General features: G+C 68.0%; 10 protein-coding genes and 1 pseudogene. 5 read left to right on the top strand and 6 right to left on the bottom strand.

Annotated features, from left to right (window positions below):
* Positions 1-33: 33 nt before the first annotated feature.
* Positions 34-468 carry an NUDIX hydrolase gene (locus PM1_RS21965; RefSeq protein WP_009620939.1) on the bottom strand — a complete coding sequence of 145 codons (435 nt, stop codon included), beginning with the start codon at positions 466-468 and terminating at the stop codon, positions 34-36.
* A gap of 137 nt (positions 469-605) precedes the next feature.
* Here PM1_RS21965 and rluB point away from each other — a divergent pair.
* A pseudogene (gene rluB / locus PM1_RS21960) lies at positions 606-1,763 on the top strand (23S rRNA pseudouridine(2605) synthase RluB); the annotation flags it as partial.
* A gap of 309 nt (positions 1,764-2,072) precedes the next feature.
* Here the strand turns inward: rluB and PM1_RS21955 are convergent.
* The 5 genes from PM1_RS21955 to PM1_RS21935 all read right to left on the bottom strand — a co-directional run bounded on the left by PM1_RS21955 (position 2,073) and on the right by PM1_RS21935 (position 6,899).
* A complete protein-coding gene (locus PM1_RS21955; protein WP_009620943.1) occupies positions 2,073-3,002 on the bottom strand; it encodes a GGDEF domain-containing protein in 930 nt (309 codons plus the stop codon).
* Positions 3,003-3,247: 245 nt separating this feature from the next.
* On the bottom strand, positions 3,248-3,991 hold the full coding sequence (locus tag PM1_RS21950) for a YciK family oxidoreductase (protein WP_009620945.1): 744 nt from the start codon (positions 3,989-3,991) through the stop codon (positions 3,248-3,250).
* 90 nt (positions 3,992-4,081) lie between these two features.
* Positions 4,082-4,762, bottom strand: a complete 681-nt coding sequence (gene mupP, locus PM1_RS21945) for an N-acetylmuramic acid 6-phosphate phosphatase MupP (protein ID WP_134163311.1) — start codon at positions 4,760-4,762, stop codon at positions 4,082-4,084.
* Positions 4,759-5,457, bottom strand: coding sequence for a bifunctional 2-polyprenyl-6-hydroxyphenol methylase/3-demethylubiquinol 3-O-methyltransferase UbiG (gene ubiG, locus PM1_RS21940; protein WP_009620949.1), 699 nt, complete (start codon positions 5,455-5,457; stop codon positions 4,759-4,761). The genes mupP and ubiG overlap by 4 nt, the downstream gene beginning before the upstream one ends.
* Positions 5,458-5,573: 116 nt before the next feature.
* Positions 5,574-6,899: a TRZ/ATZ family hydrolase gene (locus PM1_RS21935; RefSeq protein ID WP_009620950.1), complete on the bottom strand. Its 1,326-nt coding sequence runs from the start codon at positions 6,897-6,899 to the stop codon at positions 5,574-5,576.
* Between the two features lie 157 nt (positions 6,900-7,056).
* On the opposite strand from PM1_RS21935, the gene mtnA reads away from it, so the two are divergent.
* From mtnA to pheA, 4 genes are all read left to right on the top strand, one after another.
* Positions 7,057-8,133, top strand: a complete 1,077-nt coding sequence (gene mtnA / locus PM1_RS21930; protein ID WP_009620951.1) for an S-methyl-5-thioribose-1-phosphate isomerase — start codon at positions 7,057-7,059, stop codon at positions 8,131-8,133.
* A gap of 212 nt (positions 8,134-8,345) precedes the next feature.
* Positions 8,346-11,105 carry a DNA gyrase subunit A gene (gyrA, locus tag PM1_RS21925; RefSeq protein WP_009620952.1) on the top strand — a complete coding sequence of 920 codons (2,760 nt, stop codon included), beginning with the start codon at positions 8,346-8,348 and terminating at the stop codon, positions 11,103-11,105.
* A gap of 15 nt (positions 11,106-11,120) precedes the next feature.
* The gene (gene serC / locus PM1_RS21920; RefSeq protein WP_009620953.1) at positions 11,121-12,206 is read left to right on the top strand and encodes a 3-phosphoserine/phosphohydroxythreonine transaminase; all 1,086 of its coding nucleotides are present in this window, start codon (positions 11,121-11,123) and stop codon (positions 12,204-12,206) included.
* On the top strand, positions 12,206-13,303 hold the full coding sequence (gene pheA / locus PM1_RS21915; protein WP_009620954.1) for a prephenate dehydratase: 1,098 nt from the start codon (positions 12,206-12,208) through the stop codon (positions 13,301-13,303). Before serC ends, pheA begins: the two co-directional genes overlap by 1 nt.
* Positions 13,304-13,347: the final 44 nt, after the last annotated feature.

Below are 13,347 nucleotides of genomic sequence, written 5' to 3'. Positions count from 1 at the left end.
ACCGGGAAACCCCGTTCGCGAGCAAGCTCGCTCCTACGAAACAATCCCCTCCAGATAATCCCGCAACCGCTCCTGCAGATAGGGCACCGCTTCCCCCTCATCCAGCCCGAGGTACTCCTCCACCGCCATCAGCCGCCAATACTGCCCCTCGTCGCCGAAGCGGATCGCTGCGAACTCCGCCGCCCGCAGCCGCGCCACCAGGAACCAGGCCCAGGGCGCCGGGCCGTGGGTGGCGCGGTAGCGGCGCTGCCATTCGATGCGCTCCTGGCCCAGGCGGATGGCGAACTCCTCCTCCAACTCGCGCAACGCGCATTCGGCCGGGGTTTCCTGGCCTTCGCGGCCACCGCCGGGAAAGTCCCAGCAGCCGGGGAAGGGGATACCGGGTTTCTCGTCGCGCAGGTAGACCACCAGGTGGCCGTCGTGGAACAGCGCCAGCTTGGCGCCGGTGAAGGCGGATTCGTCGCTCAACTCGGTTTCCCCCTGAAAGCGGCGCAAATGGCAAAAGCGGCTAGGCTTTCCCGATCACGGACGGTGCTTTGCCGCGCCCAAGCGCGTATGATGCGCGACCTTTTTCTTCGTTGCATGACACACCGGGAGGTGCCCAGATGAACGACACGCACGAAACCACCGAAATTTCCCCCGCCGGCGAGAAGCTGCAGAAGGTCCTGGCCCGTCTGGGCGTCGGCTCGCGCCGTGACGTCGAGGCCTGGATCGAGGAAGGCCGGGTCAAGGTCAACGGCGTGGTCGCCAGCCTCGGCCAGCGCGTGGAAGGCCACGACGCCATCGCCGTCGACGAGCACCTGATCCGCCGCGAGCAGGCCGAAGAGCACGTGCGCCGCGTGCTGATCTACAACAAGCCCGAGGGCGAGGTCTGCACCCGCGACGACCCGGAAGGCCGCCCGACCGTGTTCGACCGCCTGCCGCGCCTGCGCAGCGGCCGCTGGATCAACGTCGGCCGCCTGGACATCAACACCACCGGCCTGCTGCTGTTCACCACCGACGGCGAGCTGGCCAACCGCCTGATGCACCCGTCCTACGAGATGGACCGCGAGTACGCCGTGCGCGTGCGCGGCGAAGTCGACGAAGAGATGATCGAGCGCCTGAAAGCCGGCGTGATGCTCGAAGACGGCCCGGCCAAGTTCAGCGACATCCAGCAGGCGCCCGGCGGCGAAGGCTTCAACCACTGGTACCACGTGGTGGTGATGGAAGGCCGCAACCGCGAAGTGCGCCGCCTGTGGGAATCCCAGGGCGTGGTGGTGAGCCGCCTGAAGCGCGTGCGCTTCGGCCCGGTGTTCCTCACCTCCGAGCTGACCATGGGCCGCTACCGCGAGATGGACCAGCGCGAACTGGATATCCTCAGCGAGGAGGTTGGCCTGAAGCCGGTGAAACTGCCGGAGATGACCACCAAGGCCAAGGACAAGCTCGAACGCCAGCAGCGCAAGCTGGCCAAGCCGCTGGCGCGCAGCGAGCGCCCGGATGCCGGTCGCGGCAACCGCCAGCGCAAGGAATCCTTCGGCGGCGAGCGCCCGGCCCGTGGTCCGCGTCCGGTGGCCGGCGAGCGTCCCGCCCGAGGGCCGCGTCAGGACTCTGATCGTCCGGTTCGTGGTCCGCGCCAGGATTCGGATCGCCCGGCCCGTGGTCCGCGCCAGGATGCCGACCGTCCGGCTCGTGGTCCGCGCCAGGACTCGGATCGTCCGGCTCGTGGCCCGCGCCAGGATTCGGACCGTCCGGCCCGTGGCCCGCGTCAGGATTCCGATCGCCCGGCTCGCGGTCCGCGCCAGGATTCCGAGCGTCCGGCCCGTGGTCCGCGCCAGGATTCCGAGCGCCCGGCCCGCGCGCCGCGTCCGGAAGGCCGTGGCAAGGCCCCGGCCGGCGAAGCGCCGCGTTCGCGTCCGGCCAAGCCGAGCGCCGAGCGTGACGAGCGCCCGTCCAAGCCGGTGGCGCGCAAGCCGTTGAACAAGCGCCGCCCGCAGCCGGCCGGCGACGGCATGCGTCCGGGCTTCAAGCGCTAAGCGTCAGGCATGAAAAAAGGGCTCCGCGGAGCCCTTTTTTTCGCCTTCCGGAAAGTCCGCTCAGCCAGCGCAGGCCAGGCGGTTGCGGCCGTCGCGCTTGGCTGCGTAGAGCGCGGCGTCGGCCCGGTGCAGCAGGTCGTCGACGCGCTCGCCGGCGATCAGGGTGGCGCAGCCGAGGCTGACGGACAGCGGCACCGGCTTGCCATCGACGGCAAAGTCCAGCTCCTGGATGGCATGCCGCAGCCTTTCGCCGACCTGGGCGGCGCTGCTGCTGGGCGTGTTGGACAGCAGCACGAGGAATTCCTCGCCGCCGAAGCGGAAGACCATGTCGACGTTGCGCAGGCTGGCCTTGATCGCCCTGGCCACGCAGCGCAGGGCTTCGTCGCCGTGGCTGTGGCCATACTGGTCGTTGATGCGCTTGAAGTGGTCCAGGTCGAGCATCAGCACCGACAGCGGCTGCAGGCTGCGCCGCGCCAGCTCGACCTCGCGGCCCAGGGCCTGGTCCATGGCGATGCGGTTGCCGGTGCCGGTCAGCGCGTCGCGCAGGGCGGCCTGGATGGCCGCGCGGTAGAGCAGGGCGTTGCGCAGCGGGTAGAGCAGGCTGGCGATCAGGCTTTCCAGCTGGCCCAGCTCGGTTTCGTCGAAGGGGCGGCGGCGGCGGAAGGCCAGCTCGCCCAGGTATTCCCCGGCATGGTTGAGGTTGTAGGTGGCGCCGTGGCTGGCCGCTTCACCGAACTCCAGGCGCAGGTCGGCGCTGCCGTTCTGGTAGCTCAGGTAGTCCAGCGGCAGCAGCGCCTGGATCTCCTGGAAGAACAGGCCCAGGACGCGTTCGATCTCGAGGCTGGTCTGCAACTGCACGGCGAGCTGCCGGCGCACGTCCGTCAGGCTGGCCGGGCGCCGGCCGCGCGGGCGGCCGCTCTCGACCTGGCTCAGGCGCTGGAGCTTGGCGGTATCGAAATCGATGGTGTTGGACTGCTTGGGCGGGGCCATGACGCGTGGCGACCTCTGGCGCAAAACGGCGACAGTGAGGGCTGAGCTATTTTCGTGCCAACCCGCGAAAAGTTCTGTTCTGACGGCTCAAGGGACCGTCTGGCGCGGGCTTGGTTCCGTAGGCTGGGAGTGCTCCGGAGGGTGGGATGTCAAAATGATGGCGAACTTTCCGAGGAATGCGTGGGGGATTTCCTCGGGCGTAGTCGGAAAACCGGCGGGGCGGCTGTCGCGCCGCCCCGCGCCGGTCAGGCCTGGGCGTCGAAGGCCTGGCCGTTGACGCCGATGCTGTCCGGGCCCATCAGGTACAGGTAGACCGGCATGATCTCGTCCGGCGCCGGGTTGTTCGCCGGGTTCTCGCCCGGGTAGGCCATGGCGCGCATGCTGGTGCGGGTGGCGCCGGGGTTGACGCTGTTGGCGCGGACGGCGTTGGTGCCGTCGCACTCGTCGGCCATCACCTGCATCAGGCCCTCGGTGGCGAACTTGGACACCGCGTAGGCGCCCCAGTAGGCGCGGCCCTTACGCCCGACGCCGCTGGAGGTGAAGATCACCGAGGCGTCGCTGGCCAGCTTGAGCAGCGGCAGCATGGCGTGGGTCAGCATGAACACCGCGTTGACGTTGACCTGCATGACGCGCATGAAGTTTTCCCCGGAGATCTGCTCGATGGGCGAGCGCAGGCCGAGGATGGAGGCGTTGTGCAGCAGGCCGTCGAGCTTGCCGCATTCCTTCTCGATGGTCGCCGCCAGCTCGTCGTACTGGTGCGGCTGGGCGGTTTCCAGGTTGAAGGGGATGACCACCGGTTGCGGGTGGCCGGCGGCCTCGATCTGGTCGTAGGTCTGGTTGAGGTTTTCTTCGCTCTTGCCCAGCAGCAGCACGGTTGCGCCGTGGGCGGCATAGGCCCGCGCGGCGGCGGCGCCGATGCCGCGGCCGGCGCCGGTGACCAGGATCACCCGGTCCTTGAGCAGGTCGGGGCGGGCGGAATAGTCGAACATGGAAACTCCTTGGGAGCGCTGGAAGCCTGAAGCCGGAAGCTTGAAGTCGAGCGGCGGAGCGCTTCCGGCTTCAGGCTTCCAGCTTCAAGCTCAACAGGAACAAAGCGCGCGGTCGAGCACCGCCAGCAGGTCGCGCGGGTGGTCGACGATCACGTCGGCGCCCCAGTGCGCGGGGTTGTCCTCGGGGTGGATGTAGCCGTAGCGCACCGCCGCGGTCTTGGTGCCGGCGGCGCGGCCGGATTCGATGTCGCGCAGGTCGTCGCCGATGAACAGCACCTGCGCCGGGTCGATGCCCAGTTGGCTACAGGCCAGCAGCAGCGGCTCCGGGTCGGGCTTGCTGTTGGTCACGTGGTCCGGGCAGACCAGCACCGCCGAGCGCTCGGCCAGGCCCAGCTGCTGCATGATCGGCTCGGCGAAGCGCACCGGCTTGTTGGTCACCACGCCCCAGATGAGGTTGGCCCGCTCGATGCTTTCCAGCAGCTCCGGCATGCCGTCGTACAGGCGGCTGTAGACCGCGCAGTGGTCCTGGTAGCGGTCGAGGAATTCCTGGCGCAGCGTCTCGAAGCCAGGGGCTTCGGGGTCCATGTCGAAGGTCGCGGCGACCATGGCGCGGGCGCCGCCGGAGACCACGTCGGCGATGCGCTGGGCGTCGATCGGCGGGCGGCCGTGGGCGGCGAGCATGGCCTGGCAGACGGCGATGAAGTCCGGCGCGGTGTCCAGCAGGGTGCCGTCCATGTCGAAGAGAACCGCTCTGAGCTGCATCGCCGTCATTCCTCGCGCAGGGTCTGGATCATGTAGTTGACGTCGACGTCGTCGGCCAGCTTGTAGTGCCTGGTCAGCGGGTTGTAGGTCAGGCCGATGATGTCCTTGACCGCCAGGCCCGCATCGCGCGACCAGGCGCCCAGCTCGGAGGGGCGGATGAACTTCTTGAAGTCGTGGGTGCCGCGCGGCAGCAGGCGCATGACGTACTCGGCGCCGACGATGGCGAACAGGTAGGCCTTGGGGTTGCGGTTGATGGTGGAGAAGAACACCTGGCCGCCGGGCTTGACCATCTTGTGGCAGGCGCGGATCACCGAGGCCGGGTCGGGCACGTGCTCGAGCATCTCCAGGCAGGTGATCACGTCGAACTGCCCGGGCATTTCCTCGGCCAGCTGTTCGGCGGTGATGCGCCGGTATTCCACCGGCACCCCGGATTCCAGCTGGTGCAGCTGGGCCACCGCCAGCGGCGCCTCGCCCATGTCGATGCCCATGACGGTGGCGCCGCGCTGGGCCATGGCCTCGCTGAGGATGCCGCCGCCGCAGCCGACGTCCAGCACCTTCTTGCCGGCCAGGCTGGCGCGCTCGTCGATCCAGTTGACGCGCAGCGGGTTGATGTCGTGCAGCGGCTTGAACTCGCTCTCGCGGTCCCACCAGCGATGGGCCAGTGCCTCGAATTTGGCGATCTCGGCGTGGTCGACGTTGCTCATGGCGTACCTTCGTTGCAAATCATGGGAAATCGTGGCGCGCAGGCCGACTATGATGCCAGCTTCGCGCGGCGGATGGGCGCGGCATGACAGATTGTCGCAGCCGCGCCCGGCAGTGTTCAGGCGCCGGCGATGCGCCGGCCCCAGGCGCCGACCTCGGCGGCCAGGCGGCCCTCGTCCAGGCGCGTCAGGCGGCCGGCGTCCAGCAGCTGCTTGCCGCTGACCCACAGGTGGCGCACGCAGTCGCGGCCGCTGGCGTAGATCAGTTGCGAAACCGGCTCGTAGACCGGCTGCTGGGCCAGCCCGGAGAGGTCGAAGGCCACCAGGTCCGCGGATTTGCCCAGCTCCAGAGAGCCGATTTCCTGCTCCAGGCCCAGGGCGCGGGCGCCGTTCAGGGTGGCCATGCGCAGCGCGCGGTGGGCGTCCAGGGCGGTGGCCTGGCCGGCTACCGCCTTGGCCAGCAGGGCGGCGGTGCGCGTCTCGCCGAGCAGGTCGAGGTCGTTGTTGCTGGCCGCGCCGTCGGTGCCTATGGCGACGTTGACCCCGGCCTGCCACAGGCGTTCCACCGGGCAGAAGCCGCTGGCCAGCTTGAGGTTGGATTCCGGGCAGTGGATCACCGAGCTGTTGGTTTCCACCAGCAGCTCCAGGTCCTCGTCGCTCACCTGGGTCATGTGCACGGCCTGGAAGCGCGGCCCCAGCAGGCCCAGGCGGTGCAGCCGGGCCAGCGGGCGCTCGGCGCTCTTCTCCAGGGCCTGCTGGACCTCGAAGGCGGTCTCGTGGACGTGCATCTGGATGCCGGCGTCGAGTTCCTCGGCCAGCATCAGCACGTTCTCCAGCTTGTCGTCGCCGACCGTGTAGGGGGCGTGCGGGCCGAAGGCCACGCGGATGCGCGGGTGGTGCTTGAGGTCGTCGTGCAGCGCCACGCCCTGGCGGATCGCCTCCTGGGCGTCACGGGCGCCGGGCATGGGGAAGTCCAGCACCGGCACGCACACCTGGGCGCGGATGCCGCTGTCGTGCACCGCCTCGCAGGTCACCCGGGGGTGGAAGTACATGTCCGAGAAGCAGCTGATGCCGCCCTTGATCTGCTCGGCGATGGCCAGCTCGCTGCCGGTGCGCACGAAGTCCTCGTCCACCCATTTCGCCTCGGCCGGCCAGATGTGCTCCTGCAGCCAGGTCATCAGCGGCAGGTCGTCGGCCAGGCCGCGGAACAGGCTCATGGCAGCGTGTCCGTGGGCGTTGACCAGGCCCGGGGCGAGCAGCATGCCCGGCAGCTCGCGGGTTTCCGCCGCCGGCTGGCGCAGGGCCTCGGCACGCGGAGCGAGCAGGGCGATGCGGCCGTCGCGGATGCCCAGCGCATGGTCGCGCAGGACCACGCCGGCGGGTTCCACCGGGACTATCCAGGTCGGCAGCAGAAGCAGGTCGAGAGGGGCTTTGGCGTCGGGCATGGGGCGCTTCCTGCGGCGCGGGAACGGGTGGCCGGCAGTATACCCGAGCACCTTGGCCTGCGGCTCGTTATACTCGCGGGTTTTCCCGGCCCTGGCCGGGCTCGATATCGGCGCGCCGCCCGGCGCGCCCGGACCTGATAGAAGAACGAGGTGTTCCATGCGTGAGCGACTGTTGGCGGCCGAGCGGGTCACGGCCATTGATTGGCGCAAGGGCACCCTTCGTCTGCTCGACCAGCGCCTGCTGCCGCTGGAGGAAACCTGGCTGAGCTACGACAGCGCCGCCGGCGTTGCCGAGGCCATCCGCCAGATGGTGGTGCGCGGCGCTCCGGCCATCGGCATCGCCGCGGCCTACGGCCTGGTGCTGGGCCTGCAGGCCCGCCTGAACAACGGCGGCGCCTGGCGCGAGGCCCTGGAGGACGACTTCCGCGTGCTGGCCGAATCGCGGCCCACGGCGGTCAACCTGTTCTGGGCGCTGAACCGCATGCGCGAGCGCCTCGAACGCCTGAAGCCGGGCGACGACCCGCTGCAGGTGCTGGAAGCCGAGGCCATCGCCATCCACGAGAGCGACCGCGAGGCCAACCTGACCATGGCCCAGCTCGGCGTCGAGCTGATCCGCAAGCAGCACTCCGGCCCGCAGAAGATCCTCACCCACTGCAATACCGGCGCCCTGGCCACCGGCGGCTTCGGCACCGCCCTGGGGGTGATCCGCGCGGCGCACCTGGAGGGCCTGGTCGAGCGCATCTACGCCGATGAGACGCGCCCCTGGCTGCAGGGCGCGCGCCTGACCGCCTGGGAGCTGGCCAACGAGGGCGTGCCGGTCACCCTGAATGTCGACGCCGCGGCGGCGCACCTGATGAAGACCCAGAGCATCACCTGGGTCATCGTCGGCGCCGACCGCATCACCGCCAACGGCGACGTGGCGAACAAGATCGGCACCTACCAGCTGGCGATCAACGCCATGCACCACGGCGTGCGCTTCATGGTGGTGGCGCCCAGCTCGACCATCGACATGAACCTGGAGAGCGGCGAGGACATCCCCATCGAAGAGCGCAACGGCCGCGAACTCCTGGAAATCGGCGGCAAGCGGATGGCGGCCGAGGTGGATGCCTACAATCCAGTGTTCGACGTGACCCCGGCCGACCTGATCGATGCCATCGTGACCGAACGCGGCGTGGTCGAGCGTCCGGACACCGAGCGCATGGCCCAGTTGATGAGCCGCAAGCGCCTGCATTGAGGGCGCCCGGCGGGGATAGGTGTTCCCCCTGGCTTGTGGTAAGCTCCGACGGTTCTCAGTGGGGCCTTTTTCTGGCCCCGTCGATTGCGCGGATCATTGACCTAAGTCGTTGATTTGTTGTGAGTCGATGGCGTTCTGATGGCGCTGTCGCACTCCGCCGGGCTCGGGACGGGCGAGGCGGAGTTCCATCTGCAAAAGGAACCAGGCTTCTCATGGGCGAACTGGCCAAAGAAATCCTCCCGGTCAACATCGAAGACGAACTCCGACAGTCCTACCTCGATTACGCCATGAGCGTGATCGTCGGTCGTGCCCTGCCCGATGCACGCGATGGCCTCAAGCCCGTGCACCGCCGCGTCCTGTACGCCATGAGCGAACTGGGCAACGACTGGAACAAGCCCTACAAGAAATCCGCCCGTGTGGTCGGCGACGTGATCGGTAAGTACCACCCGCACGGCGACACCGCGGTGTACGACACCATCGTGCGCATGGCCCAGCCGTTCTCGCTGCGCTACATGCTGGTGGACGGCCAGGGCAACTTCGGTTCGGTGGACGGCGACAACGCCGCGGCCATGCGCTACACCGAAGTGCGCATGGCCAAGCTGGCCCACGAGCTGCTGGCGGACCTGGACAAGGAAACCGTCGACTGGGTGCCCAACTACGACGGCACCGAGCAGATCCCGGCGGTCATGCCGACCAAGATCCCCAACCTGCTGGTCAACGGTTCCAGCGGCATCGCCGTGGGCATGGCCACCAACATCCCGCCGCACAACCTGGGCGAGGTGATCGACGGTTGCCTGGCGCTGATGGACAACCCCGAGCTGTCCGTCGACGAGCTGATGCAGTACATCCCCGGTCCCGACTTCCCGACCGCCGGCATCATCAACGGCCGCGCCGGCATCATCGAGGCCTATCGTACCGGCCGCGGGCGCATCTACATCCGTGCCCGCGCCGATATCGAGGACATGGAGAAGGGCGGCAACCGCCAGCAGATCATCATCACCGAGCTGCCCTACCAGTTGAACAAGGCGCGGCTGATCGAGAAGATCGCCGAGCTGGTGAAAGAGAAGAAGATCGAGGGCATCACCGAACTGCGCGACGAGTCCGACAAGGACGGCATGCGCGTGGTCATCGAGCTGCGCCGCGGCGAAGTCGGCGAGGTGGTGCTGAACAACCTCTACGCCCAGACCCAGCTGCAGAGCGTGTTCGGCATCAACGTGGTGGCCCTGGTCGACGGCCAGCCGCGCACGCTGAACCTCAAGGACATGCTCGAAGTCTTCATCCGCCACCGCCGCGAAGTGGTGACCCGGCGGACCGTCTACGAGCTGCGCAAGGCCCGCGAGCGCGGCCACATCCTCGAAGGCCAGGCGGTCGCGCTGTCGAACATCGACCCGGTGATCGAGCTGATCAAGACCTCGCCGACCCCGGCCGAGGCCAAGGAACGCCTGATCGCCACCCCCTGGGAATCCAGCGCGGTGGAAGCCATGGTCGAGCGCGCCGGCGCCGATGCCTGCCGTCCGGAAGACCTGGACCCGCAGTACGGCCTGCGCGAGGGCAAGTACTACCTGTCGCCGGAGCAGGCCCAGGCCATCCTGGAACTGCGCCTGCACCGCCTGACCGGCCTGGAGCACGAGAAGCTCCTGTCCGAATATCAGGAAATCCTCACCCTGATCGGCGAGCTGATCCGCATCCTGACCAACCCGCAGCGCCTGATGGAAGTCATCCGCGAGGAGCTGGAGAAGGTCAAGGCCGAGTTCGGCGACGCCCGCCGCACCGAGATAGTCGCCTCCCAGGTGGACCTGACCATCGCCGACCTCATCACCGAGGAAGAGCGCGTGGTGACCATCTCCCACGGCGGCTACGCCAAGTCGCAGCCGCTGGCCGCCTACGAGGCCCAGCGCCGCGGCGGCAAGGGCAAGTCGGCGAGCGGAGTGAAGGACGAGGACTACATCGAACACCTGCTGGTGGCCAACAGCCACGCCACCCTGCTGCTGTTCTCCAGCAAGGGCAAGGTCTACTGGCTGCGCACCTTCGAGATCCCGGAAGCCTCGCGCACCGCGCGCGGCCGTCCGCTGGTCAACCTGCTGCCGCTGGACGAGGGCGAGCGCATCACCGCCATGCTGCAGATCGACCTGGAAGCCGTGCGCGCCCAGTTCGCCGGCGAGGAAGGCGATGACGACGACGTGGTCGCCGAGCAGGTCGCCGAAGTGGTGGAAGCCGAAGAGGCCGAAGAGGGCGACGACGCCGACTTCAGCCAGGACGAGCCGACCGGCGCGTACATCTTCATGGCCACCATGAAGGGCACCGTGAAGAAGACCCCGCTGATCCAGTTCACCAAGCCGCGCTCCAACGGCCTGATCGCGCTGAAGCTGGAGGAGGGCGACTCGCTGATCGCCGCCGCCATCACCGACGGCTCGAAGGACGTGATGATGTTCTCCGACGCCGGCAAGGTGATCCGCTTCAAGGAAAGCAAGGTGCGCATCATGGGCCGTAACGCCCGTGGCGTGCGCGGCATGCGCCTGGCCGAAGACCAGCGCATCATCTCCATGCTGATCCCCGAATGCCGCGAGGCGCAGATCCTCACCGCCTCCGAACGCGGTTACGGCAAGCGCACCCCGCTGGCCGACTACCCGCGTCGCGGCCGTGGCGGCCAGGGCGTGATCGCCATGGTCATCAACGAGCGCAACGGCAAGCTGGTGGGCGCCGTGCAGGTGCTGGACGGCGAGGAGATCATGCTGATTTCCGACCAGGGCACCCTGGTCCGCACCCGCGTCGACGAAGTCCGCGGCGCGGGCCGCAACACCCAGGGCGTGATCCTCATCAAGCTGGCCGCCGACGAGACCCTGGTGGGCCTGGAGCGGGTGCAGGAGCCGACCGTGGTCGAGGGCGAGGTCGTGGACGACGAAGCGTTCGACGAGAATCAAGAAGCAGGCGAAGCCGCGGCCGAGGAAGCGCCGCAGGCCAGCGAAGACTGATTAGCGAGAGTGGATGTGAGCAAGCGAGCCTATAACTTCTGCGCAGGTCCAGCTGCGCTTCCCACCGAGGTGCTGGAGCGCGCCCGCGAAGAGCTGCTCGACTGGCAGGGCAAGGGCCTGTCGGTCATGGAGATGAGCCACCGCAGCGACGACTACGTGGCCATCGCCGAGAAGGCCGAGCAGGACCTGCGCGACCTGATGGGCGTGCCGTCGAACTACAAGGTGCTGTTCCTCCAGGGCGGCGCCAGCCAGCAGTTCGCCGAGATCCCGCTGAACCTGCTGCCCGAAGACGGCGTGGCCGACTACGTGGAAACCGGCATCTGGTCGAAGAAGGCCATCGAGGAAGCGCGCCGCTTCGGCAACGTCAACGTGGTCGCCAGCGCCTCCAAGTACGACTACTTCGCCATTCCCGGGCAGAACGAGTGGAACCTGACGCCGAACGCAGCCTACCTGCACTACGCGTCCAACGAGACCATCGGCGGCCTGGAGTTCGACTGGATTCCGCAGGTCGGCGACGTGCCGCTGGTGGTGGACATGTCCTCGGACATCCTCTCGCGCCCGGTCGACGTGTCGAAGTTCGGCCTGATCTACGCCGGCGCGCAGAAGAACATCGGCCCTTCCGGCCTGGTAGTGGTCATCGTCCGCGAAGACCTGCTCGGCCGCGCCCGCAGCATCTGCCCGACCATGCTCAACTACAAGGTCGCCGCCGACAACGGCTCCATGTACAACACCCCGGCCACCTATTCCTGGTACCTCTCCGGCCTGGTCTTCCAGTGGCTGAAGGAGCAGGGCGGCGTCGAGGCCATGGAGCAGCGCAACCGCGCCAAGAAGGACCTGCTGTACTCCTTCATCGACGCCAGCGACTTCTACACCAACCCGATCCAGCCCAGCGCCCGTTCCTGGATGAACGTGCCCTTCCGCCTGGCCGACGAGAAGCTCGACAAGGCCTTCCTCGCCGGCGCCGACGCCCGTGGCCTGCTCAACCTCAAGGGCCACCGTTCGGTGGGCGGCATGCGCGCCTCCATCTACAACGCCCTGGGCCTGGACGCCATCGAGGCCCTGGTAGCCTACATGGCCGAGTTCGAGAAGGAGCACGGCTGATGAGCGACGCTGACCAGCTCAAGGCTTTGCGCGTACGCATCGACAGCCTCGACGAGAAGATCCTCGAGCTGATCAGCGAACGCGCCCGCTGCGCCACCGACGTGGCGCGGGTGAAGATGCAGTCCCTGGCCGAGGGCGAGAAGCCGGTGTTCTACCGGCCCGAGCGCGAGGCCTGGGTGCTCAAGCACATCATGGAACTGAACAAGGGGCCGCTGGGCAACGAGGAAGTGGCGCGGCTGTTCCGCGAGATCATGTCCTCCTGCCTGGCCCTGGAGCAGCCGCTCAAGGTCGCCTACCTCGGCCCCGAGGGCACCTTCACCCAGGCCGCGGCGCTCAAGCACTTCGGCCATGCGGTGATCAGCACGCCGATGGCGGCCATCGACGAAGTGTTCCGCGAAGTGGCCGCCGGCGCGGTGAACTTCGGCGTGGTGCCGGTGGAGAACTCCACCGAGGGCGCGGTCAACCACACCCTGGACAGCTTCCTCGAGCACGACATGGTGATCTGCGGCGAGGTCGAGCTGCGCATCCACCACCACCTGCTGGTGGGCGAGAACACCAAGACCGACAGCATCACCCGCATCTATTCCCACGCCCAGTCCCTGGCCCAGTGCCGCAAGTGGCTGGACGCGCACTACCCGAACGTCGAGCGCGTGGCGGTGCCGAGCAACGCCGACGCCGCCAAGCGGGTGAAGAGCGAGTGGAACAGCGCGGCCATCGCCGGCGACATGGCGGCCAGCCTGTACGGCCTGGACAAGCTGCACGAGAAGATCGAGGACCGCCCGGACAACTCCACGCGCTTCCTCATCATCGGCAACCAGGAAGTGCCGCCGACCGGCGACGACAAGACCTCGATCATCGTCTCCATGCGCAACAAGCCCGGCGCGCTGCACGAACTGCTGGTGCCGTTCCACACCAACGGCATCGACCTGACGCGCATCGAGACCCGCCCGTCGCGCAGCGGCAAGTGGACCTACGTGTTCTTCATCGACTTCGTCGGCCACCACAAGGACCCGCTGATCAAGGACGTGCTGGAGAAGATCAACAGCGAAGCCGTGGCGCTGAAGGTGCTGGGCTCCTATCCCAAGGCGGTACTCTAACAAGCGGCTGGAAGCCGGAAGCCCGAAGCTGGAAGTTGGAGTCG

It is taken from the genome of Pseudomonas sp. M1, assembly GCF_022760135.1.
Classification (GTDB): Bacteria; Pseudomonadota; Gammaproteobacteria; order Pseudomonadales; family Pseudomonadaceae; genus Pseudomonas; species Pseudomonas citronellolis.
This window is presented reverse-complemented; position numbering and strand designations above follow the sequence as displayed.